This window comes from Mesorhizobium sp. WSM4307, from assembly GCF_007003945.1.
GTDB lineage: Bacteria > Pseudomonadota > Alphaproteobacteria > Rhizobiales > Rhizobiaceae > Mesorhizobium.
On sequence record NZ_VFTB01000006.1, the window covers coordinates 66,594 to 89,365 of the forward strand.

The window sequence follows — 22,772 nt, forward strand, 5'->3', positions numbered from 1 at the left end:
CAATCTGCCAATTTTGCCAATCTGAAGGAGCAAACATGTCGAGAACCCTCGTGCTCGTGCGCCATGGCCAGAGCGAATGGAATTTGAAGAACCTGTTCACCGGCTGGCGTGACGTCGACCTGACCGAGCAGGGTCACGCCGAGGCCAAGGCCGCCGGGCAAAAACTCAAGGCGCGCGGCATGAAGTTCGACATCGCTTTCACCTCGGCGCTGAGCCGGGCGCAAAAGACCTGCCAGCATATTCTCGACGCCGTTGGCCAGAGCGATCTCAAGACCATCCGCGACCAGGCGCTCAACGAGCGCGACTATGGCGACCTTTCCGGCCTCAACAAGGACGATGCCCGCAAGAAATGGGGCGAGGAGCAGGTGCATGTCTGGCGCCGCTCCTACGACGTGCCGCCGCCAGGCGGCGAAAGCCTGAAGGACACCGGCGCCCGAGTCTGGCCTTACTATTTGCACGACCTGCAGCCGCACGTGCTGCGCGGCGGCACGGTGCTGGTCGCCGCGCACGGCAACTCGCTGCGCGCGCTGATCATGGCGCTGGACGGCAAGTCTGGCGAGGAGATCGTCAAGCTGGAACTCGGCACCGGCGTGCCGGTCATCTACCAGCTGAACGCCGATTCGACCGTGGCGTCGAAGGAAGTGCTGGAGGGCTGACGCTTGCTGAGCCGGCAAGCGGAAGTCCAGGCCTCGGCTGGAACATCGCGCTTTAGCCAAAGCCGTGTTTCCAGCTTTCGGCGGCATGGTCCAAAAAGCGCGTTGACAGCAATCGCTTGCCCGCTTACATGAGCCCGCACCAGCCCAGATGGCGGAATTGGTAGACGCGCACGGTTCAGGTCCGTGTTCCGCAAGGAGTGGAGGTTCGAGTCCTCTTCTGGGCACCAAATTCCCGTTTCGAACCGTTCGATGGTTCAGAAACCCAAAGAAAAAGCCCGGTTCGTCCGGGCTTTTTCTTTGTCCGGCATATCGGCGTTGTCCGGTGCCCGACTGTCAGCGAACTGACAGGTTCCTCCAGCCAATGTCTCGCCGGGTCGCGATCGTCAATGCCCGGTTCCACAACCGCTCTCGTCGGGCCAACCGTCACGGCCCCCTCGATTGCCGTCGAAGGGACCGACCCGACAAAGCTTTGACATGATCGCGGCTAGTTTAGAAACATTCAAAATTGGACAGCCTTGCATGAATCCTACCTACACAAGCGCACAGAAGGCCATTCATTGGGCCGTGTTTCTGCTGGTTATCGGCCTTTACGGCCTGACTTATGTCGCGGATATCTTTCCACGCAACGACCCCGGCCGGGCACTCGTCTGGTGGTTCCACATCTCGTTCGGGATGCTGCTGTTGGCGCTGGTCGTCATCCGCATTGGCCTGCGCCTGATCTTGGGAACCCCGGGGCTGCCGCGGGACATGTCGGAGCTGGAACGATGGGTGGCCAAGGTCGCGCATCTCGTGCTTTACGGGCTGCTTGTCGCCATTCCGGTTCTTGGCATCCTGGTGACCTGGTACAGGGGCGACGCCTTGAGTTTCTTCGGCCTCTTCACCATCCCGGCTCCGGTCTCCGCGGACAGCGCCACGGCCCGAACCATAAGGGAATTGCACAGCCTCTGCGCCAATCTGATCCTGATCGTTGCCGGTCTGCACGCGGCGGCTGCGCTCTGGCATCACTATATCCGCGGGGACGACGTGCTCAAGCGTATGCTGCCGGGGACAACTGGCCCCTGATTGCAAGGCAACGTCGGCGGGCGATGCCCTTTGCCGTGTTTGCGGACCAGGAGACAAGGCCAGGTGACGAGCCGGATTGAAACACAAGGTCTGCTGCATGGCCCTCGGATGAAACCGATGCTGAAACATCTGGCGACGGCGAGCCTGGTCGGGCTTGTCCTGCTTCGACCGGTCCACGCCCGCGCGGACGAGGATGACGATGGCGATCACGACCGGGCGCGGGACCTTTACGAGCGTGGCGAAATAAAGGGCCTGGCCAATATCCTTGGCGTGGTTCACGCCGATGCACCCGGCGACATCGTGGCCGTCGATTTCATCCGGATCGGCGACCGCTGGGTCTATCGCTTCCAGGTCGTCGCCCCTGACGGACGCCGCAGGATCGTTGATGTCGATGCCGGCGCCGGCGTGCTGATGCGCGGCAGGGGCGGTGACTGATGAAGATACTGCTTGCCGAAGACGAGCCGCGCATCGCCAGCGACATCGCGGCGGTGCTCAAGGCCGCGGGGATGGCCGTCGATACCGTGCGCGACGGAGAGGCCGCCTGGTTCGCGGGCGACGTCGAGAATTACGACGCGGCGATCCTCGATCTCGGATTGCCGAAACTCGATGGCCTGACCGTGCTGAAGCGCTGGCGGGCCAACACGCGCCGCTTTCCCGTCCTGATCCTGACGGCGCGGGGCCTCTGGACCGAGCGCGTCGAAGGCATCAATGCGGGCGCCGACGACTACCTGCCCAAGCCGTTCGAAATGGACGAACTGCTGGCGCGGCTGCGCGCGATCCTTCGCCGTTCGACAGGCCAGGCGGCGCCGGTGCTGAAATCCGGACCGCTGCTCCTCGACACGCGCCAGATGCGCATCTCGCTGCGCGGCGTTGCCGTCGCATTGTCGCCGCTGGAATACCGGCTGATGGCGTTCCTGATGCATCATGCCGGGCGCGTGGTGGCGCCGACCGAACTCGCCGAGCATCTCTACGATTCCGGCAATGATCGCGATCCGAACACAATCGAGGTCATTGTCGCGCGCCTGCGCCGCAAGCTCGGCAACGACGTCATCGAGACTCGGCGCGGGTTCGGATATTTCGTCCCCGACGAGCCGTCCTGATGGGCAATTCGATCCGCTTCAGGCTCTGGTCGGCGGCCACCATTTCGATCCTCGTCGCCCTTGCCATTGCCGGGGTCGGGCTGCGCTATCTGTTCGAGCTGAATGTCGAGAGGCGTATCGTCGGCGAACTGACCGCCGATCTCAATGAACTGATCGGCGCGACCAGCTTCGCGGCCAACGGCCAGCTTTCGGTCGCCCCGGGCCTGACCGACCCGCGCTTCACCAATCCGCTGTCGGGTCATTACTGGCAGGTGGAAGACCTGGCCAGCCATAGCCTGGTGCGCTCGCGTTCGTTATGGGACGCAAAGCTTGCATTGCCCGACCAGGGCGCCAGCGGCGAACTGAGAACGATCGAGGAGCTCAAGGGGCCTGGCGACGAACTCACCGTAGCCGTCGTGCGCACCATAACCGATGCCGACGGCCGGTCGTTTCGCGCCATCGTGGCGGAAGATCATGGCAGCGTCACAGTGTCGGTGCGCGAATATGTACGCGATCTCATCCCGGCGCTCATCCTGCTCGCCGCCGCCCTCATGGCGGCCTTCTTCGTCCAGATCACCGTTGGCCTCGCGCCGCTGGAAAGCCTGCGGGACGCCGTTCGAAACGTGATCGCGCAGCGGACGGCACGACTGGACGTGGCGGCGCCGAGCGAGGTGCAGCCGCTCGCCGACGAAATCAACCGCCTCCTCGATGCGCAGGAGAAGGCCCTTGCACGCGCCCGGTCGCGCGCCACCGACCTGGCGCATGGCCTGAAGACGCCACTGCAGGTGCTGTCGGCCGACATCCGGGCCCTGCGCGGCAAGGGCGAGACCGAGCTGGCCGACGAGATCGAGAAGAGCGCTGGAGCGATCCGACGTCATGTCGAGCGCGAACTCGCGCGCGCCCGTCTGGCGCCCGGCGTTTCCGGCAAGGCATCGTGCCGCGTCAGGGAAGCCGCGGCCGGCGTCATCGCCGTCATCAAGCGCACGCCGGGCGGCAAGCAGCTCTCGTTCCGGATCGACGCCGCGGAGGATTTCATGGCGCCGGTCGACGAGGGCGACCTTTCGGAAATCCTCGGCAATCTGGTGGAGAACGCGGCGCGCTTCGCAAGATCCTCGGTCCGGGTCAAGGCGTGGGCAACCGGCGGCGACGTGTCCATCGCCGTCGCCGACGACGGCCCGGGTATCCCCGACGCGGACCGGGAATCCGCCCTGTCACGCGGGGTGCAATTGGACAGCAAGGGCGGCAGCAGCGGGCTGGGCCTGGCCATCGTCGCGGACATTGTCGAAGCCTATGGCGGACGGCTGACGATGACCAACGCCGACCCCGGCCTGGTCGTGACCATCACCCTGCCCCGGCAGGGTTGATCGACGCTCAGGCAAAGCCGGGGAAATAGTCGACCTTTATCTTCGAGCGGCGAACGCCCATGCCCAGCAGCGTGTCGCGCAGCGCCTTGACCATGGCCTGGGGGCCGGAAATGTAGAAGGTCCGCTCCAGATAATCGGGGATGGCCAGGCGCACCAGGCGCGCGTCGATATAGCCTGGATACTGGCCCCGCTCGGCCCCCCGGGCCACGGCAAGCACCGTCCTTATGCCCAGTTCCCGTCTCGCCGCGCCGAGCACATCGCGATAGGCGATGTCCTGCTGGGTCTCGGCCCCGTAGAGGACGACGATCGGCCGCCTTTCACGGCTGTCGATGAGATATTGCAGCATCGAGCGGAATGGCGTGATGCCGATGCCGCCGGCCAGGAAGGCAACCTTGGTTTGGCGATTGGCCGGCAAGGTGAAGTCGCCGGCCAGTTGGGAGGCGTGGATCGTGCTGCCCGGCTTCATTGTGCCCAGCATTTGCTTGAAGGCGCTCGATTGCGGGTAGAACTTGACCCCGAGCCGTATGGATTGCTCCGTGGGCGCCGACGCCACCGTGAAATAGCGGCGGTTGCCGCGATTGTCCGATCGGTCGAGCCCAAGTGTCCATTCCAGATACTGTCCAGCCTGGAAGGCAAGTTTTCGCGGTGACCTGAAGATGAAATCATAGCTGTCGACCGCCGATTGCTCGATGCGCTCGAGTGTCAACACGAAGCGTCCCCTTGGGCTCACGGCGTAGGCAAACAGATTGCCGGTCAGAAGCGCCAGTTCCGGCGTGAAATAGAACGAGCCGACATGGATGTTTGGCGCGAACAGGAAGCCGACGATGGCGGCGAAGGCGATGCGCGGCCACCGTGTGGTCGGCGCGGTCAGCGGCTCGGTCAGCATCACGAAGGCGAAGAACAGCAGCGGCGACGAGCCCAGCGTCTCCGTCAGCGCGGCGGCGTACTGCGACGGCTCGGTGGTTGCCAGGATTGTCGTCAGCGCGACGACACCGAAGGTGGCGACCAGATCGAGCCGGCGCAGCTTGCGCACCATGAGGAGGCCGCCGACAAGCACGACGGGAAGCAATGGCAAATTGCCGCCGACCCACCAGCTGGCCGGCTGGTCGAGCAGCAGCGCGGTCAGCGCCACGCCCAGCGCCGCGGGATTGAACAGGTGTTTCCCGCCGATGGCGAGGATGAACTTGGATGAAATCGCCCAGACGCAGGCGAACACCACCGCGCATATCCCCTTGAGGTCCGTGGCGGCCACCGGATCGAGGATGAGCGCCAGGATGAGGGCGGTGATGTAGACCGACTCGGTGTTGGCCGGAACCTTGAAGACGGCCGCAAAGACCCTGTTGGTGATCCAGCAGGCGCCCACCATCAGCCCCGTCGTGAAGGCGAGCATGACCGGATCATGCGGCACTAGTTTGAGGAAGCCGAGCACGAAGGCCGTGCCCAGCAGGGCGACCAGGTAATAGAGGACCAGCCGGTACATGGTCTGATGGTCAAGAAGCCGGTCGATGGTCTTGATCATGGCTGGCAAAAAGCTCCGAAGCCGCTCGTCGGCGTGGCCCGACGGTTGCTGTCGACGACGTAGCCTTCGAGGCCAGGCGCCTGTTCGAGGAAGAGAATGCCCCGCCGGCCCATGGCGAAGGCGGCGGTGGCGAAACGGTCGGCCTCGAACACATCCGAGCCGATGACGGTCAGGCTGACGATTTCGGTGATGGGATCGCCGGCCCCGAGCGGATTGTAGATGTGCTGCCCGCGCACATAGGTGCCGGAGGTGGCGACGCCGTGTCCTCGCGGATAGACGATCTTGATGACCTCTTCGGCATTGAAGGGATTGCGGATGCCGACGCTCCAGTCGAGACCCGAAGCATTTCGGCCGCAGGACTGGATGTCGCCGCCCGCCTCGATGAAGAAATCGCCGACGCCGGCCCGGCGAACGATCCCGGCGGCATTGCGGATGGCCCAGCCCTTGACGATCCCTGACGGGTCCAGCGATCCGTCGGGCTTGCGGATGTCGAAATACCCGTCCGTCTGGTTTTTCGTCTGTGCGGCAAGCGCCATCACTTCCGTCATTTCGGCGCTCCAGTCGCGGATCGGAAGATCACCCCGGTTGATGGCCGAAATCTCGCTGTCGGTCCGGTAGGTGCTGAAGCGGCGGTCGATGTGCTCGAAATAATCGAAGACCGTGTCGACAAGTGTGGAGCCCGAGGCACCGGCGATGTCGACGGTGATGGGCATGCCCATCAAGATCCTCGTATCGCGCATGGATCAGGACGATGCCTTCTTCAAGGCGCCGCCAAGCGACTGGATGAAGGCTTTGCTGGTCAGCGTGGCGCCCGAAATGATGTCGACATCGGCGCTCTGCGCACTGATCGCCTCGTCACGCAGCATCGGCAGCGCCTGCCTGTTGATGCTGATCGAGGTGCGGCGGTCATTCGGGTATTTCAGCACCTTGAGCGCCGTCAGACGGCCGCCCTGGATCGAAGCCTGAATCTGGATGAGGCCGTAATAGGCATCGGCGGCAGGACCGGTGTAGATACCGTCGGCAAAGCCGTGCCCCGCCGGCTTGGTGCCCGGGCTTACAGCCAGCTTCATGGCGGTCTTGAAGACCCGGGCGTGTGCTTGCGGATAATCCGGCCTCGGCTGCGGAATCGGGATATAGACGGCCGGGGTTATGGTGAAGGACGCCGTCCGCGGCGCGGCATCGGCGATGCGTTGAGCTGGCGCCTGTTCTGGCTGGGCTGCGGGTGCTTGAGAAAGCTGCGGAGAGCTGGCTGAGAGCGGCGGCTTGGTCGCCTGCTGCTGCCTTGGCGCGGGCGCGGAGATCGCGGCGGTGGTTTCGCCGCCGACCGATGTCGGCGTGGTCGCGGGAGGATCGAGCCGCGCACTCTGCTGGCGGATCCCGGGCGATGGCGGTGGAGGCGCTGGAGTGGGATCAGTTTGAACGGGGCTGGCCGGAGCAGGGGGCTGCACCACACTGTCCTCGGCGGCATTGGCGGAACCCGCCGTGTCGATCATGTCGCCGGCAGGACCCTTGCCTGCCTGGTCCCAGACATAGGCGCCCGAAGACGCGATCACGAAAAGCGACAGGGCAATCTGTTTCATTGGCTCGTTTCACCTTCAATCCCGTGCCGGCGAATCGACTTCGCGGCAATTCGCAAACAATGTCTCACGATCCAGCTGACAATTGGCTGTCAGGCGCGGACACCGTCGACAGCACCGATCCTTGAACCTCCAGTCGTCATCCCGGCACGAATGGGACGACGGCCGTCAACCAAACCTGCCCTCGCGGCTAGGCGCCGAACAAACCACTTCAAACCGGGTCGCGGCTTCGCTACGCTTGCGGCATGTCTCAATCCAGCACTGCAATCTTCGGCGCCCGGCGCGACCAGGCATTTCCCACGCTGAGCGAGGCGGACATCGACCACATGCGCCGTTTCGGCGAGGCCAGCGCCTATGCGGCCGGCGAGCACATCATCAAGGCTGGCGATGTCGCGCCCGGCCTGATCGTCGTGCTGTCGGGCAAGGTGGATATCATCCAGGATGGTCTTGGCCGGCGCGAGACGATCGTCAGCCATGGCCCGGGCAGTTTCGTCGGCGAGCTGGCGCAGCTTTCGGCCCGTCCCTCGTTGGTCAATGCCGAGGCCGCCGAGCCGGTCGAGGCCTTCGTCATTCCCTCGCGGCGGGTGCGCGACCTGATGGTGCAGGAGGCCAATCTCGGCGAGCGCATCATGCGGGCGCTGATCCTGCGCCGCGTCGGGCTCCTGGAAAGCGCCACCAGCGGGCCGATCATCATCGGGCCGCTCGGCAACGTCGATGTGCTGCGGCTGCAGGGCTTCCTGGCCCGTAGCGGCCAGCCGCACCGCGTGCTCGATTCCGGCAGCGACCCGTGCGCCAAAACCCTGGTCGAGCGCTTCGATGTCGATCCGCACCATTTGCCCGTCGTGTTGTGCCCGAACGGCAGGCTGCTGATGAATCCGAGCGAGAAGGACCTCGCCCGCTGCATCGGCCTGCTCAGGCCGATCGATGCCGATACGCTGTATGATGTCGCCATCGTCGGCGCCGGGCCGGCGGGGCTGGCGGCGGCGGTCTATGCGGCCTCCGAAGGGCTGTCGACCATCGTGCTCGATTGCCGGGCCTTCGGCGGGCAGGCTGGCGCCTCCTCGCGTATCGAGAACTATCTCGGCTTCCCCACCGGCATCACCGGCATGGCGCTGATGGCGCGCGCCTACAACCAGGCGCAGAAATTCGGCGTCGAAATGGTGATTCCCGACGAAGCGAAGCTTTTGAGCGCGGCGACCGACAATTCGGGCGCCGGCTACCTGCTCGATGTCGGCGACGGCGAAACGGTGCGCACGCGCAGCGTGGTGATCGCCAGCGGCGCGCGCTATCGCCGCCTCGACGTCGCCAATTTGTCGCAGTTCGAGGGCACGTCCGTGCACTATTGGGCCTCGCCGATCGAAGGCCGGCTTTGCGCCGGGCAGGAGGTCGCGCTGGTCGGCGCCGGCAATTCGGCCGGGCAGGCGGCGGTCTATCTGGCCAGCCATGCGCGCAAGGTGGCGCTGCTGGCGCGCGGCGGCAGCCTCGATGCCTCGATGTCGCGTTACCTGGTCGAGCGCATCAAGGCGCAGTCGAACATCGAGGTGCTGACCGAGACCGAAATCGAGGCGCTGGAGGGCGAGGAGGGCAATCTTGCCACTGTCCGCTGGCGCAACCGCGTCAGCGGCGAAGAGACGACACGCCCGATCCGCCACCTTTTCCTGTTCATCGGCGCCGACCCGAACACCGACTGGCTGGCGCAATGCAATGTGGCGCTGGATGCCAAGGGCTTCATCCGCACCGGATCGGAACTCGGACCGCAACATGGCCTGATGGAAACCAGCCGCAGCGGCGTATTTGCCATCGGCGATGTGCGTTGCGGCTCGGTCAAGCGCGTCGCGGCCGCCGTCGGCGAGGGCGCCCAGGTGGTCGCCGCCTTGCATGCCTATCTCGCGCGGGACGGCAGCCCGCCGTCACGCCTCAAAGCATGATCCCGAAAAGTCGGTTTTCGGAAAAGCTTCAACGAAGAGATAGTTCAGGAGAGAGCGATGGCGGACGAATGCAGGCATGCGGCCGGGATCAAGGATGTGACGCCGAGCGCGCTCGGTTGCGAGGAATGCCTGAAGAGCGGCTCGTGGTGGGTGCATCTGCGGCTCTGCCGCACCTGCGGCCATGTCGGCTGCTGCGACGATTCGCCCAACCGCCACGCAACCAAACATTTTCACGCCACCAGCCATCCCGTCATCGAGGGCTACGATCCGCCGGAAGGCTGGGGCTGGTGCTATGTCGACGAGGTCTTTCTCGACCTTGGCGACCGCACGACGCCGCAGAACGGTCCGATCCCGCGCTTTTATTGAGGCGCCGTGCCACGCAGCCGGGCCGGCGCTGCTCAAGGACGCGTTCGCGAACGCGATCGGGCTGTTTCCAGGCGACGGGACTCGGCTTCAGGATCAGCCTACGAAGTACCGATACCCCAGCCATCCCGCCAGCGCCACCGAAGCAACCCAGATACAGGCGATGATCAGCGCCGCGCCGCGGCTCACCGGCCTGTCGACGGCAAGGGCGGCGGCCTGCCTGTGTTCTGCCATGACCTCGGGCGGTATCATCTTGACCACGGCAAGGATGCCCAAGGGCACCAGGATCGCATCGTCGAGGTATCCAACCACGGGGATGAAATCGGGAATCAGGTCGATTGGTGACAAGGCGTAGCCCGCGACGCACACGGCAAGCGCCTTGGCGTACCACGGCGTTCGCGGATCGCGCGCGGCAAGGTAGAGCGCATGCACGTCGCGCTTGATCGCCCGGGCCCATTCGCTCAATGTTGCCATTGGATGACCTTAGCGCCAAAGGATGACGCGCCCAATAGCGCACGCTGAGCGCCTCGCAGGATGGTTGGCGGCCCTCGACATGCACGTCCGCCCAACACGGGTTCGCGGCCGGCTGTTGTGCCGCCTATCGCACCGAGCCGGTGACCGTCCGGTCGACATCGGGAACGGATCTGCGTTCGTTGCCGGCAAGCGCGGCTATGAGCAGCAGGCTGGCCACCACCGGAACGAACAGGACGGCGACACGAGCCTGTATATGAAGAATGGCGCGCCATTCGTTGCTGCGCTTGTCGGGGCTGTCGCTCATCATACTCACTTTGCCATGGACCCCCCGAGGGGTCACATAGAGGCGAACTGTTAAGCAACTCCTTCCGACTTCGTTAACGGGGCTGCAAGCGCGAAATCAGCTGAGCCCGATGCGCCTTGCGCCTTGCCGGGACAGCGCCTCGGCGTCCGCATCGAAGCGGAACGTGCCGATGAAATCGTCGGCGCGGTAGTCCGGCAATGTCCTGCGGATCGCGGCGGCAAAGCCGCGCGCCTCGTCGAGCCGGCCGGCCAGCGCGGCTGGGGCGGCAGATCAGGGCGGAAGGTCCTTCCGTGAAATAGTTCCAAAAGCCAGCGACAGGCATGGGCGGCCATGCGATTCTGCGGCGGTGATTCGGGAGGTCCGACCGTGACGCTGTTTCGTGTGGCCGTGCTCGCGGCGCTGGTCTGCGCCAATTCGGCCGAGGCCGCCGACATGGCCTTCTTCGTCAAGAACCTGCGCAAGGAAGCGGTTGCGGTCGAACTGTTCAGCCGCGACCGCGAGACGGTCTGGCCGGGCAACGGCAAGGTGTTCCTGATCGACCCGACCTCCCAGAAATCGGTGCCGCTGTCCTGCAATCAGGGTGAGCGCATCTGCTATGGTGCCTGGGTCGACGGCAATGACAAGATCTCGGCCGGCGTCGGGCCTGACAACGACCAGCCTTGCGACACCTGCTGCTTCATCTGCGTGGAACACACGACCGAGACGATCGATCTGGTGCCGTGATTGGCCGGGCATCACCAGGGCAATTCCAGGAAATTGTGAAACGGTCTCCGTCCGGAAACGCTCTGGAGCAATTCCAAGAAAAGTGTGAGCGCTTTAGGGAAGACCGGCCTTGCGAAAACCATCGACGAAATGATCGCGCATTGCGGTATCGCGGAATGGCTCCGTCCAGACCCAGTAGCTGGTCGTGAAATGCGGGTTGCCGATGAGGAATAATTCGACTTCTGCGCGCGCCTCGTCGAGCCGGCCGAGTTGCGCCAGGCTCGCCGCCAGGAAGCGGCGTGAGCTCGTCCGGTAGGTCTCTTCCCGACGCAAGGTCTCGACGGCGGCTTCGTAGTCGCGCGCCGCATATTGCGCCTCGCCGAGCGTCAGATAGTACCAGCTTGCCGGATAGGGATTGAGCCGGAACGCCTTGCGGATATGCTCGAGGCCTTCCTCGACCTTTCCGGCCAGCACCGCGATGTCGGACAAGGTCGCCCAGGCGTCGGCCTCGTTCGGGTCGAGTTCGAACGCTTTGGCGAATTCGGCATCCGACTCTTCGAAACTGTGCTCATACGCGAGCAGATTGCCGAGCACCCAACGGCAGCCGGCATCGTTGGGATCGATCGCCACCGCCTTGCGCGCCAGGTCTAGGGCGATGCGACGGTTGGGTTCGACCGGCTCGCCCCAATGCACCCATCCCATCCAGTGGTTCATGGCAAGCCAGCGATGGGCCTCGGCGTAGTCCGGATCGAGGGACACCGCGCGCGTCAGCAACAGATGCGCTTCCCGTGCCGTCTGCGGTGATTCGTCGATCAGCTTGCGCGCCCGCACGCACAGATCGTAGGCCTCGAGATTTGTCGGCCGGTTGCGTGGCGGCGGCGCCCGCAGCCGTCCGAGCAGCGCCTCCACGATCTTGGCCGTGGCCTCGTCCTGAACGGCAAAGATATCGTCCAGGCCGCGATCGAAGCGTTCGGCCCACAAATGCTCGCCGCTTATCGCGTCGACCAGCTGGGCGTTGATGCGCACGCGCCCCGCGGCGCGTCTGGCGCTGCCTTCCAGGAGGTAGCGCACGCCAAGTTCCTCGGCGATCGCGCGCACGTCCATCGCCTTGCCCTTGTAGGCAAAGGTCGAGTTGCGCGCGATGACGAACAGGCCCGGGGCCCTGGACAGGTCGGTGATCAAATCTTCGGTCAACCCGTCGGCGAAGGCCTCCTGCTCGGGGTCGTTGCTGAGATTGACGAAAGGCAGCACCGCTATCGATGGTTTGTCCGGCAGCGGCAAGGGTTTTCGCTTCACGCGATCAAGCTGTTCGATGGCGCCCGTGAAGCGGTAGCCGACGCGCGGAACCGTCGATATCCATTCGCCGCCATCGGCGGGCGAACCAAGCAGCTTGCGCAGCTGCGCGATCTGGACGGTGAGGTTGCCTTCCTCGACCGCCGTCCCAGGCCACGCCGCGTCCATCAGCTCGGCTTTCTCAAGGATTTCGCCGGGCCGTCCGACGAGCGCGGCAAGCAATTTCAGTCCGCGATAGCCGACGGCAACGGGATCGTCGTTCCGAAGCAGCGTTCCCGCCCCCGGATCAAGCACGAACGGACCAAAGGCAAAGCGCGATCCCTGCATAGGGCGCATCTATAGAGCAATTCCGGGAAAAGTGTGAGGCGGTTTCACCGGGAAAAAGCGCACCGCCCTTTCTCAGGGAATGACGCCAAAACAACGCGTTAGGGCATGTTTGGAACTTTTGAGAACTATTTGGCAGGGCTTAATTACGGCGCCCTTCATATCCTGCAGAATTCAGCCTCGTTCAGATCGAAGGCCGCCCATTCTCAAGCCTGTGGGCGCCAAACCATATGGAGGTTGTCATGACCAATATTCTTGCATCGGCTCCCCATCGGGCAGTGCGGCGGGGAATGGGGCAGGCATCGCGCCGGCGCTACAGCCTTGCCACCCTGCGCAACACCATCGCGGCCTGGCGTCAACAGACACGCTTTCGCTGGGATCTCAAGCGGATCTCGGAAGTCAACCCGCATCTGATCGACGATATCGGCCTGACCAGACGGCAGGTCGATGAAGAGATCGCCAAGCTGCCTTTCTGGCAACGATAGGCGAAGGGCGCAATGGCGCCGGTTCGTCGTTTAACTCCTGCGATTATTTCAGGGATTGTCGTCATCCCCCTTTAGCACCGGCCCCCGTCATGGCATGATGACCCCATCGGCCGTGGGGGCCGATTCTTCATCGGGGGTTTCCATGTCTTTCATACCAGCGCGCCGGCTTGCCGCCGCGTTTTCTCTCGCCATCCTGTTTGCACCAGCCGCCCATGCCGGCGACGTCACCTTCGCCGTCAAGAACAGCCATCCCAACGCCATGCGCCTCGAGCTCTACAGCCAGGACCGCGACTATGTCTGGCCGGGCAACGGCAAGGACTTCTATCTCGATGACGGCGAGACCAAGTCGCTGCCGATCTCCTGCAACGAGGGCGAATCGATCTGCTACGGCGCCTGGGTCGATGGCGATGAGGGCACCTATTGGGGCGTCGGCCCCGGCAACAAGGAAAAATGCGAGGATTGCTGCTACACCTGCAGCGGCGGCGAGACCGAGGAGATCAATCTCGTCCCCTGACCGGTTTGCCAGCTTGACGGTTTTCCCCATGGGAGCCATAGCCTGTGCCGATACCCAAAGCGCGCCGCGTCTGTTCAGCCGCGAGGCGGCCCAGGCAAGAGGAGCACGGCAATGGCAGGCACGGTCGAGGGCGGGAAGATCGACGTCGGCTTTTCCGGCAAGCGCTGCATCCACTCGCGCAATTGCGTGCTCGGCGACCCGCATGTCTTCGAGCCCAACGCGCCGGGACAATGGATTCATCCCGACGCGGCCGGTGTCGAGAAGATCGTCGCCATAGCCGAAAGCTGTCCGTCCGGCGCCATCACCTATGTCAGGAAGGATGGCGGGCCGCAGGAACAGCCGCCGGTGGTCAACACCGTGCGGCTGCGCGAAAACGGCCCGCTCGCCGTGCATGCCGAGATCGTGCTCGACGGTGAAACCTTCTATCGCGCCACGCTGTGCCGCTGCGGCGCGTCGGAAAACAAGCCGTTCTGCGACGGCAGCCACAGCAAGGCCGGCTTCACCGCCACCGGCGAACCGGCGCTGAAGGACGCGCCGGCGCTCGAAGCGCGCAATGGCCCGCTGAAAGTGACGCCGACCACCAACGGGCCGCTCAAGCTCGAAGGCAATGTCGAGATCGTCACCGGCACCGGCCACACGATCGACCGCACGCAACGCACCTTCCTCTGCCGCTGCGGCCATTCGGCCAACAAGCCGTTTTGTGACAATACGCATAAGAAGATCGGCTTCGTGGGATAAAAGGCCGTTCGCCAGCGTTAGTGCAGGATGAGGGTTCGCGCTCAGGAGGAAATCCATCATGCGCACCATGCTCGTTCTTGCTCTGCTTGCCTTTGCCATGCCCGCCTATGCCGCCAATCATGCGGTCCAGATCAAGGGCATGAAATTTAACCCGGCGAAAATCTCGGCCGCCGTTGGCGATACCATCACTTTCACCAATGCCGACCCGATGACGCACACCGCCACGGCGCTCGACGGCTCCTTCGACACGGGCCATCTCGCCACCGGCAAGAGCGCCAAGGTCAAGGTATCGGCTGCCGGCGCACATCCATTCCATTGTGCGATCCACAGCTCGATGAAGGGCATTGTCACGGCCAAATAGCGGCATCCTCGCCAGATGGTCCCTGGCACTGCGGTCAAGGCCGCCGATCTCCTCCCAAAGGCAGATCGAGGCGCCTATTGCGGTCATCGCGTGTTGGCCCAGCGCTCGTGGCTTTATCGGCCGCCCGCGATAGGCTAAGGGCGGGGAAGCAAAATTCCCCACCGCCCGGACTGCCAATGACCGCCAAGACCAAGCCAAAACCCCTGTTCCTCGGCATCGACACCGGCGGCACCTATACCGATGCCGTGCTGTGGTCCGAGACCGAAGGCCCGCAGCAGGGGCCGAACAAGGGCAAGGTGCTGGCCAAGGCCAAGGCGCTGACCACCAGGCATGATCTCGCCGTTGGTATTTCCGGCGCGGTCGACGCGGTGCTCGAAAAGGCCGGCACCGATCCGGCCGCGATCAAACTGGTCTCGATGTCGACGACGCTTGCCACCAATGCGCTGGTCGAGGGCCAGGGTGGCCGCGTCGCGCTCGTCATGATCGGCTTTTCCGAAGCCGACCTCGCCCGCGACGGGCTGAAGACGGCGCTCGGCACCGATCCGGTGGTGTTTTGCCTGGGCGGCCACGATGTCCACGGCAATGCCGCCAACCTTGATCTGTCAGAACTGGAAGAGGCCTTGCCGGAACTCGGCGCCTCGGTGTCCGGCTTTGCGGTGTGCGCCTATTTCGCCACCCGCAACCCGGCGCACGAGATCGCCGCCCGCGAGCTGATCCGCGACAGAACCGGCCTGCCGGTCACCGCGAGCCATGAACTGTCGGCCAAGCTCGGCGGCCCGCGCCGGGCGCTGACCACGCTGCTCAACGCCAGGCTGATTTCGATGATCGACCGGCTGGTGGCCGCGACCGAAGGGTTTTTGCAAGCCCGCGACATCGCCGCCCCGCTGATGGTGGTGCGCGGCGACGGCGCGCTGGTCTCGGCGGCGTTCGCCCGCCAGCGGCCGATCGAGACCATATTGTCCGGTCCGGCTGCCAGTCTGGTGGGCGCCCGCCACATGACCGGGCTCGACAACGCCGTGGTCTCCGACATTGGCGGCACCACCACCGATGTCGCCGTGCTCGACAAGGGCCGGCCGCGCCTGGATCCCGAAGGCGCCACCGTCGGCGGCTTCCGCACCATGGTCGAGGCGGTCGCCATGCGCACCTTCGGCCTTGGCGGCGATTCCGAAGTGGCGCTGGAGGACGGCGCGCTCAATCCAAAGATCCTGCTTGGGCCGCGCCGCCTGGTGCCGCTGGCGCTGGCTGGCATGGCGCATGGCGAGGCCGTCAAATCGGAGCTCGAACGCCAGCTGCGTTCGCCCAATCCCGGCCGCATGGACGGCCGCTTCGCGGTGCGCACCGGCGTGCCGGACAGGCTTGCCGCCGGGCTGACCGCTCCGGAAGCGCGGCTTTACGAGGCGATCGGCGCGACCCCGCTGGCCCTCGACAGGCTGCTGACGTCGAATGCCCAAAACGCCACCTTGAACCGGCTGGTCTCGCGCGGCCTGGTGCATATCTCAGGCTTCACCCCCTCGGACGCGGCGCATGTGATGGGTAAACAGGCCAATTGGGATGCCGCAACCGCGCGCCTCGGCGCCGAGCTGTTCGCCCGCAAGCGCGACGGCCGCGGCCAGCCTATTGCCGGGTCGCCGGAGATAATCTCGGAGCGCGTGCTGGTGACGCTGACGCGCTGGTCGGCCGAATACATACTCGAAACCGCCTTCGCCGAGGACGGGCTCGATGGCGCGGCGACAGTGGCACACGCGCTTGTGCAGCGTGCCGTCGATGCCCATCCCGGCATCGCCCGGCTGAGCGTCGCGCTCGACCGCCCTGTCATCGGCCTCGGCGCCTCGGCGCCGCTGCACTATGCCGGCCTGGCGCCCCTGGTCGGCAATGACTGCGTGGTGCCCGAGGACACCGATGTCGCCAACGCGCTTGGCGCCGTCGTCGGCCAGGTCAGGGTCTCGGCCGAGGCGCGGGTCAGCCAGCCAAGGGAAGGGCTGTTCCGGCTTGCCTCGGGTGAGACGGTGCGTGATTTCCTCGACGAGGCGGCGGCGATCGCGGCCGCCGAGGCCGATGTGCGGGCCATCGTCGCCGGGCGCGCCCGGGACGCCGGCACCGACAATGCCGAGATCGACGTCGCGACCGAATTCAAGGTTTCCACGGTGGAAGCCCAGCGCATGTTCATCGAAGCGCATGTGGTGGCGGTGGCCTCGGGACGGCCAAGGATCGCCGTGTGAGGATGAGAGCGATCTCCCCCCTTGTGGGGGAGATGGCCGGCAGGCCAGAGGGGGGCGCTGTCCCGCCGACCTATCAGTGGTTTTCAATCAAGCCTTTTGGCCCGGTCTCAAATCGATCACAGGGTAAAGGTTGCGATCCTTCACGCCCCCCTCTGCCCTGCCGGGCATCTCCCCCACAAGGAGGGAGATCGGCTGCTTCGCCAACCTTGCCTAAAGGTCCCCTTCACCTTAAGCCGAATTGACCCTGTAGACCTGACATGCCAAAGGCGCGCCCGAGCCTTTCGTCTGGAGACAAACTGATGACCGTTCGCATCGAGATCGCCGGATTGCGGATTGCCCGCGAGCTGCATGATTTTGTGGCTGGCGAGGCCCTGCCCGGCACCGGCATCGCCGCCGATGCGTTCTGGAATGGTTTTTCGGCCGTCGTCCACGACCTGGCGCCCAAGAACCGGGCGCTGCTCAAAAAACGCGACGCCATGCAGGAAAAGCTCGACGGCTGGTATCGCGACAATGGCGCGCCCGTCGACATGGAGGCTTACAGGGGCTTCCTGAAAGAGATCGGTTATCTCGTTCCCGAGGGGCCGGCCTTCAGCGTCTCGACGGAGAATGTCGATCCCGAAATCGCCGTCGTCGCCGGTCCGCAGCTGGTCGTTCCGGTGATGAATGCGCGTTATGCGCTCAATGCCGCCAATGCGCGCTGGGGCTCGCTCTACGATGCGCTCTATGGCACCGATGCCATTCCCGAGACCGGCGGCGCCGAAAAGGGCAAGGGCTTCAATCCGGCGCGCGGCGCCAAGGTCATCGCCTGGGCCAAGGATTTTCTCGACCAGTCGGCGCCGCTCACCTCGGGCAAATGGGCCGGCGTCAACGGGCTGTCGTTTGTCAACGGCATGCTGCGGCTGGGCGAGGGTGCCGGTGTCACGACACTCGCCAATCCCAAGCAATTCGCCGGCTATCGCGGCGACGCCGCCAACCCCGATGCCGTGTTGCTGGTGAAGAACGGGCTGCATGTCGAGATCGTCATCGACCGCGCCAACCAGATCGGCCGCACCGATCCGGCGGGCATTGCCGACGTCATCCTGGAATCGGCGCTGACCACCATCCAGGACTGCGAGGATTCGGTCGCGGCGGTGGATGCGCAGGACAAGGTCGTCGTCTACCGCAACTGGCTCGGCCTGATGAAAGGCGACCTCGCCGAGGAGATCAGCAAGGGCGGCAAGACGTTTGTCCGCAAGCTCAACCCCGACCGCGCCTACACCGCGCCGGCTGGGGGCCAGCTCACCGTGCCCGGCCGCTCGCTGATGCTGGTCAGGAATGTCGGCCACCTGATGACCAATCCGGCGATCCTGGACCGCGACGGCAACGAAGTGCCCGAAGGCATCATGGACGCCGCGCTGACGGCGCTGATCGCGCTGCACGATGTCGGGCCGAAAGGCCGCCGCGCCAATTCCCGCGCCGGCTCGATGTATGTCGTGAAGCCCAAGATGCACGGGCCGGAGGAAGTCGCCTTCGCCGTCGAGATCTTCGACCGGGTCGAGGCGCTGCTCGGCATGGCGAAAAACACCATCAAGATGGGTATCATGGACGAGGAGCGGCGCACCACCGTCAACCTCAAGGAGGCGATCCGCGCCGCGCGGGAACGCGTGGTGTTCATCAACACCGGCTTCCTCGACCGCACCGGCGACGAGATCCACACCTCGATGGAAGCCGGCCCGATGATCCGCAAGGGCGACATGAAGCAGGCCGCCTGGATCTCCGCCTACGAGGCGTGGAATGTCGACACCGGGCTCGAATGCGGGCTGGCCGGCCATGCCCAGATCGGCAAGGGCATGTGGGCGATGCCGGATTTGATGGCGGCGATGCTGGAACAGAAGATCGCGCATCCCAAGGCCGGCGCCAATACCGCCTGGGTGCCGTCGCCGACGGCCGCGACGCTGCATGCCACGCACTATCACAAGGTCGACGTGCACGCCGTGCAGGCGGCGCTGAAGAACCGGCCGAAGGCCAGGCTCGACGACATCTTGTCCGTGCCGGTGGCCGTGCGGCCGAACTGGACGCCGGACGAAATCCAGCGCGAACTCGACAACAATGCGCAAGGCATTCTCGGCTATGTCGTGCGCTGGATCGACCAGGGCGTCGGCTGCTCGAAGGTGCCCGACATCAACGATGTCGGGCTGATGGAAGACCGCGCCACGCTGCGCATCTCCTCGCAGCACATCGCCAACTGGCTGCGCCACAAAGTGTGCTCGGAGATCCAGGTGCGCGATTCCCTGCAGCGCATGGCGGCCATCGTCGACCGCCAGAATGTCGGCGATCCGCTCTACCGGCCGATGGCGCCGGATTTCGACACTTCCATCGCCTTCCAGGCCGCCTGCGACCTGGTGTTCAAGGGCACCAGCCAGCCCAACGGCTATACCGAGCCGGTGCTGCACGCGCGGCGGCTGGAGCTGAAGGCGAAGCAGGATCAAGCGGATTTGCGTTGAAACGGCCTGACGCAACGGGTCGACCAAGTATCGTCGGTCCGCGCTGCCCCTCAATTGCCCTGCCGGGCATTTCTCCCCGTAGTGACACCGTAGTGACGGGGAGAAAGACGCTTCTATCGCCGATTCGCCAATCACCAATGTCGCAAGAAGAGCGCCGAGGGCGCAGCAGCTCCCTTCTCCCCGTCACTATACGGGGAGAAGGTGCCGGCAGGCGGATGAGGGGCGGCGCTACAATTGGTTGGACAGCGAACTGGCGCCACGAGATCGAGCGCCGATCACACAAATGCGATGCCGAGGTGACCGGCAATCGTTTCCAGGCGCCTTGACGGTCACTGGGCTACCTACTAGTTGGTAGGAAGTGAAACGAGAGATCCCCACCATGTCTGGACAAATGAATGATCAGAGCCGCGCCGCGACATCGAACGGCTGGCTCAAAAGCTATTATTATCTGCGGTTTGCCGTATCGGCGGCCTGGGTTGCGGTGGCTTTCACCGTCGCGAAAGGCAGCCCGCCGCTCGCCGCCGCCATGCTGGTTGCCTACCCTGCATGGGACGCGCTCGCGAATTACATCGACGCCCAGCGTACCGGCGGGCTCGGCCGCAACAAGTCGCAGTTGCTGAACTTCGCCGTCAGCATCCTCGCCACGATTGCCGTCGCCATCGCGCTCGGTCACAGCATGAACGCGGTGCTTTCGGTCTACGGCGTCTGGGCCGTTGTCTCCGGCGTGTTTCAGCTCCTGACCGCGGCGCGGCGCTGGAAAACCAACGGTGCGCAATGGCCGATGATCCTGAGCGGCGCCCAATCGGCGCTGGCGGGTCTCTTCTTCGTCAAGATGGCCGGCGGCACGGAGATCATTGGCATCGCCAATGTTGCGCCCTATGCCGCGTTCGGCGCCTTCTACTTCCTCGTGTCCGCTCTATGGCTGTCGGTCGGCGACATCCTTCGCAAGTCACCGCGGGTCGCAGGTTAGGATAATACCAGGAAAAGTGTGAGCGCTTTCCCTTGGGAATTGCGTCAAAACAAGAGTTAGAGCGGTTCGCCGGTTTCCATGAAACGGCGAACCGCTCTAAGTGCAGAGGAGCCCTCCGCCGGAGCAAGTCATGAGCAAGCCTTCGAACACCGCCGATGAGATCCTGGCCGCCGCGCGAAGCTTCATCGTCGCCGGCGGCTACAATGGCTTCAGCTACGCCGATATCGCCGAGGTGGTTGGCATCCGCAAAGCCAGCATCCATCACCATTTCCCCAGCAAGGTCGACCTCGTGCAGACCCTTCTCAAGCGTTACCTCGAGGATGCCGTCACGGGCATGGCAGGGCTCGAGCGCGATGTCCCCGAGCCGCCGGAGTTGCTTCGCACCTATGCCGGCATCTGGGCCCGGTGCATCGAGGATGCGAGCATGCCGTTCTGCGTCTGCGCACTGCTTGCCAGCGAGCTGCCGGCCCTTCCACCGGAGCTTGCCGTTGAAGTCCGGGCGTATTTTCAGTTTCTCTCGGGATGGCTGACTGGCGTCATCGAGCGCGGTGCCGAAAAAGGCACGCTGGCAATTTCCGCTTCGCCGCGCGTTGAGGCCGAGGCCTTCATGGCGACCGTGCATGGCGCAATGCTTTCCGCGCGAGCCTATGGCGATGTCTTGACCTTCGGCATGATCCTGACGCCGACGCTTCAGAAGTTGATCCCCGCGACCGACTGATCCGGGCAAAGATGGATCGGCCCGGAGAAACGGACCTGGCGTAGCTGCCGATGCCTTCGCCTACGCCGCCTGCGCCACGCGCTCCGAACTCATGCGATAGGAGATCGCCTCGGCCAGATGGATGCGGCCGACGGTTTCGCTGGCGTCGAGATCGGCAAGCGTGCGCGCCACTTTCAGCACGCGGTGGTAGGCCCGCGCCGAAAAGGCGAGCTTCTCGCTGGCGTCCTTGAGCAGCGACAGGCCTGACGCGTCGGGCATGGCGATCTCCTCGATGACGGAGGGGGCGCAATGGGCGTTGGTGGTGGCGCTGGTCACACCGAGCCGTTCGAAACGCTCGCGCTGCAGGGTGCGGGCGCGTGCCACGCGCAGCGCCACATCAGCACTCTTCTCCGCCCGGTCCGGCCTTATCAGGTCGCTGGCCGAGACCGCAGGCACTTCGATCCGCAGGTCGATGCGGTCGAGCAGCGGACCGGAAATGCGTGCCTGGTAATCGGTGCGGCAGCGCTCGCCGCGCAGGCAGCGATAGCCCGGCTCGCCAGCCATGCCGCAGCGGCACGGGTTCATCGCCGCCACCAGCTGGATGCGCGCCGGATAGGTGACGCGGTGGTTGGCGCGCGCGATCATGCAGTCGCCGGTCTCCAGCGGCTGGCGCAGCGCATCCAGCGTCTGCGGCGTGAATTCGGGGAACTCGTCGAGGAACAGCACGCCGTGATGGGCAAGCGACACTTCGCCAGGTCGTGCGCGCAACCCGCCGCCGACCATCGCCGCCATCGAGGCCGAATGGTGCGGGGCGCGGAACGGCCGCCGGTCGGTCAGCTTGCCTTCGCCGAGCTCGCCCGCCACCGAGGCGATCATCGAGACTTCGAGCAATTCCTTCGGCATCAGGGGCGGCAGGATCGACGGCAGCCGCTGCGCCAGCATCGACTTTCCCGATCCGGGCGGCCCGACCATCAGAAGATTATGGCCGCCGGCCGCCGCCACTTCCAGCGCCCGCTTGGCGGTCTCCTGGCCCTTGATGTCGGCAAGGTCGGGCAGGTCGCGCGCCGCGGCGTGGATGCCGGCCTCCGGCCGCGACAGCACCTGCGTGCCGCGGAAATGATTGGCGATGGCGATCAGGCTGCGCGGTGCCAAAATGTCGAAATCCTTGCCGGCCCACGCCGCTTCCGGCCCGCAGGCGAACGGACAGATCAGGCCCTTGCCCTCGGCATTGGCGCCGATCGCCGCCGGCAAGGCACCGGCGACGGCGGCAATGGTGCCGTCGAGCGACAATTCGCCAAGCACGACATAACCGGCCAGCATGTCGCCCGGAATGGCGCCAAGCGCGGCCATCAGGCCAAGCGCGATCGGCAAATCGTAGTGGCTGCCTTCCTTGGGCAGGTCGGCCGGCGCCAGATTGACCGTCACCTTCTTCGACGGCATCGACAGGCCGGACGCATGGAGCGCGGCCTGCACCCGCTCGCGGCTTTCGGCCACCGCCTTGTCGGGCAGCCCGACGATCTGCATGCCGACCTTGCCGGGCGCGATCATCACCTGCACGTCGACCGGCACGGCCTCGATGCCCTGGAAAGCGACCGTGCGAACCCGCGCCACCATTTTCCCACCCCGGATATGGGCCGCAACCCATGCGATAGGCCTGGAA

Annotated in this window: 23 protein-coding genes and 1 tRNA gene; 17 read left to right on the plus strand and 7 right to left on the minus strand. The window is 64.9% G+C overall.

Translation table 11 applies throughout. The annotated features are described in order from the left end of the window. The first annotated feature begins 35 nt into the window (after positions 1 to 35). The 6 genes from FJV83_RS15600 (at position 36) to FJV83_RS15625 (ending at position 4,161) form a co-directional block, all read left to right on the plus strand. On the plus strand, positions 36 to 656 hold the full coding sequence (locus FJV83_RS15600; protein ID WP_095773388.1) for a 2,3-bisphosphoglycerate-dependent phosphoglycerate mutase: 621 nt from the start codon (positions 36 to 38) through the stop codon (positions 654 to 656). A 142-nt stretch (positions 657 to 798) separates the two neighbouring features. Continuing rightward, positions 799 to 883 (plus strand) — tRNA-Leu (locus FJV83_RS15605). 292 nt (positions 884 to 1,175) lie between these two features. Then, complete coding sequence (locus FJV83_RS15610; protein WP_095773387.1) at positions 1,176 to 1,718, plus strand: cytochrome b; 543 nt, start codon at positions 1,176 to 1,178, stop codon at positions 1,716 to 1,718. Between the two features lie 117 nt (positions 1,719 to 1,835). Beyond that, positions 1,836 to 2,153 carry a hypothetical protein gene (locus FJV83_RS15615; RefSeq protein WP_245318145.1) on the plus strand — a complete coding sequence of 106 codons (318 nt, stop codon included), beginning with the start codon at positions 1,836 to 1,838 and terminating at the stop codon, positions 2,151 to 2,153. Beyond that, a complete protein-coding gene (locus FJV83_RS15620; protein ID WP_095773385.1) occupies positions 2,153 to 2,818 on the plus strand; it encodes a response regulator transcription factor in 666 nt (221 codons plus the stop codon). The genes FJV83_RS15615 and FJV83_RS15620 overlap by 1 nt, the downstream gene beginning before the upstream one ends. Then, the gene (locus FJV83_RS15625) at positions 2,818 to 4,161 is read left to right on the plus strand and encodes a HAMP domain-containing sensor histidine kinase (RefSeq protein ID WP_142885885.1); all 1,344 of its coding nucleotides are present in this window, start codon (positions 2,818 to 2,820) and stop codon (positions 4,159 to 4,161) included. Before FJV83_RS15620 ends, FJV83_RS15625 begins: the two co-directional genes overlap by 1 nt. Before the next feature lie 7 nt (positions 4,162 to 4,168). Here FJV83_RS15625 and FJV83_RS15630 read toward each other — a convergent pair whose 3' ends face one another. Genes FJV83_RS15630 through FJV83_RS15640 form a run of 3 tightly spaced genes read right to left on the minus strand, consistent with a single transcriptional unit; the run spans position 4,169 to position 7,260 of the window. Continuing rightward, entirely contained in the window at positions 4,169 to 5,680 is a 1,512-nt protein-coding gene (locus FJV83_RS15630; RefSeq protein ID WP_142885884.1) for an RnfABCDGE type electron transport complex subunit D, read from the minus strand. Next, positions 5,677 to 6,399: an FAD:protein FMN transferase gene (locus FJV83_RS15635; protein ID WP_246691871.1), complete on the minus strand. Its 723-nt coding sequence runs from the start codon at positions 6,397 to 6,399 to the stop codon at positions 5,677 to 5,679. Before FJV83_RS15635 ends, FJV83_RS15630 begins: the two co-directional genes overlap by 4 nt. A gap of 24 nt (positions 6,400 to 6,423) precedes the next feature. Then, positions 6,424 to 7,260: an FMN-binding protein gene (locus FJV83_RS15640; protein ID WP_142885882.1), complete on the minus strand. Its 837-nt coding sequence runs from the start codon at positions 7,258 to 7,260 to the stop codon at positions 6,424 to 6,426. A gap of 242 nt (positions 7,261 to 7,502) precedes the next feature. Here FJV83_RS15640 and FJV83_RS15645 point away from each other — a divergent pair, with 242 nt between their 5' ends. Then, positions 7,503 to 9,185, plus strand: coding sequence for a cyclic nucleotide-binding domain-containing thioredoxin-disulfide reductase (locus FJV83_RS15645; protein WP_142885881.1), 1,683 nt, complete (start codon positions 7,503 to 7,505; stop codon positions 9,183 to 9,185). Between the two features lie 57 nt (positions 9,186 to 9,242). Further along, positions 9,243 to 9,551 (plus strand): UBP-type zinc finger domain-containing protein, encoded by a 309-nt coding sequence (locus tag FJV83_RS15650; RefSeq protein ID WP_095773379.1) that lies wholly within the window; start codon positions 9,243 to 9,245, stop codon positions 9,549 to 9,551. A gap of 93 nt (positions 9,552 to 9,644) precedes the next feature. Here FJV83_RS15650 and FJV83_RS15655 read toward each other — a convergent pair whose 3' ends face one another. Beyond that, the gene (locus tag FJV83_RS15655) at positions 9,645 to 10,022 is read right to left on the minus strand and encodes a YkvA family protein (protein WP_142885880.1); all 378 of its coding nucleotides are present in this window, start codon (positions 10,020 to 10,022) and stop codon (positions 9,645 to 9,647) included. A gap of 124 nt (positions 10,023 to 10,146) precedes the next feature. Continuing rightward, positions 10,147 to 10,326, minus strand: coding sequence for a hypothetical protein (locus FJV83_RS15660; RefSeq protein WP_179295948.1), 180 nt, complete (start codon positions 10,324 to 10,326; stop codon positions 10,147 to 10,149). Positions 10,327 to 10,692: 366 nt separating this feature from the next. Here FJV83_RS15660 and FJV83_RS15665 point away from each other — a divergent pair, with 366 nt between their 5' ends. Beyond that, positions 10,693 to 11,049, plus strand: coding sequence for a hypothetical protein (locus FJV83_RS15665; RefSeq protein WP_142885879.1), 357 nt, complete (start codon positions 10,693 to 10,695; stop codon positions 11,047 to 11,049). Between the two features lie 93 nt (positions 11,050 to 11,142). Here FJV83_RS15665 and FJV83_RS15670 read toward each other — a convergent pair whose 3' ends face one another. Beyond that, on the minus strand, positions 11,143 to 12,657 hold the full coding sequence (locus FJV83_RS15670) for a winged helix-turn-helix domain-containing protein (protein WP_179295947.1): 1,515 nt from the start codon (positions 12,655 to 12,657) through the stop codon (positions 11,143 to 11,145). A gap of 230 nt (positions 12,658 to 12,887) precedes the next feature. On the opposite strand from FJV83_RS15670, the gene FJV83_RS15675 reads away from it, so the two are divergent. From FJV83_RS15675 to FJV83_RS15720, 8 genes are all read left to right on the plus strand, one after another. Next, complete coding sequence (locus FJV83_RS15675) at positions 12,888 to 13,130, plus strand: DUF1127 domain-containing protein (RefSeq protein WP_245318143.1); 243 nt, start codon at positions 12,888 to 12,890, stop codon at positions 13,128 to 13,130. A 142-nt stretch (positions 13,131 to 13,272) separates the two neighbouring features. Next, positions 13,273 to 13,644 carry a hypothetical protein gene (locus FJV83_RS15680; protein ID WP_095773373.1) on the plus strand — a complete coding sequence of 124 codons (372 nt, stop codon included), beginning with the start codon at positions 13,273 to 13,275 and terminating at the stop codon, positions 13,642 to 13,644. A gap of 111 nt (positions 13,645 to 13,755) precedes the next feature. Further along, positions 13,756 to 14,382 (plus strand): CDGSH iron-sulfur domain-containing protein, encoded by a 627-nt coding sequence (locus FJV83_RS15685; RefSeq protein WP_142885878.1) that lies wholly within the window; start codon positions 13,756 to 13,758, stop codon positions 14,380 to 14,382. 58 nt (positions 14,383 to 14,440) lie between these two features. Then, positions 14,441 to 14,743, plus strand: a complete 303-nt coding sequence (locus FJV83_RS15690) for a cupredoxin family copper-binding protein (RefSeq protein ID WP_095773371.1) — start codon at positions 14,441 to 14,443, stop codon at positions 14,741 to 14,743. 176 nt (positions 14,744 to 14,919) lie between these two features. After that, positions 14,920 to 16,962: a hydantoinase/oxoprolinase family protein gene (locus FJV83_RS15695; protein WP_142885877.1), complete on the plus strand. Its 2,043-nt coding sequence runs from the start codon at positions 14,920 to 14,922 to the stop codon at positions 16,960 to 16,962. Between the two features lie 299 nt (positions 16,963 to 17,261). After that, the gene (locus tag FJV83_RS15705; RefSeq protein WP_095773369.1) at positions 17,262 to 19,445 is read left to right on the plus strand and encodes a malate synthase G; all 2,184 of its coding nucleotides are present in this window, start codon (positions 17,262 to 17,264) and stop codon (positions 19,443 to 19,445) included. Positions 19,446 to 19,824: 379 nt separating this feature from the next. Next, the gene (locus FJV83_RS15715) at positions 19,825 to 20,415 is read left to right on the plus strand and encodes a DUF308 domain-containing protein (RefSeq protein WP_095773368.1); all 591 of its coding nucleotides are present in this window, start codon (positions 19,825 to 19,827) and stop codon (positions 20,413 to 20,415) included. A gap of 130 nt (positions 20,416 to 20,545) precedes the next feature. Beyond that, positions 20,546 to 21,133, plus strand: coding sequence for a TetR/AcrR family transcriptional regulator (locus FJV83_RS15720; protein WP_142885876.1), 588 nt, complete (start codon positions 20,546 to 20,548; stop codon positions 21,131 to 21,133). 60 nt (positions 21,134 to 21,193) lie between these two features. On the opposite strand, the gene FJV83_RS15725 is transcribed toward FJV83_RS15720, so the two are convergent. Next, complete coding sequence (locus FJV83_RS15725) at positions 21,194 to 22,726, minus strand: YifB family Mg chelatase-like AAA ATPase (RefSeq protein ID WP_142885875.1); 1,533 nt, start codon at positions 22,724 to 22,726, stop codon at positions 21,194 to 21,196. Positions 22,727 to 22,772 lie beyond the last annotated feature (46 nt).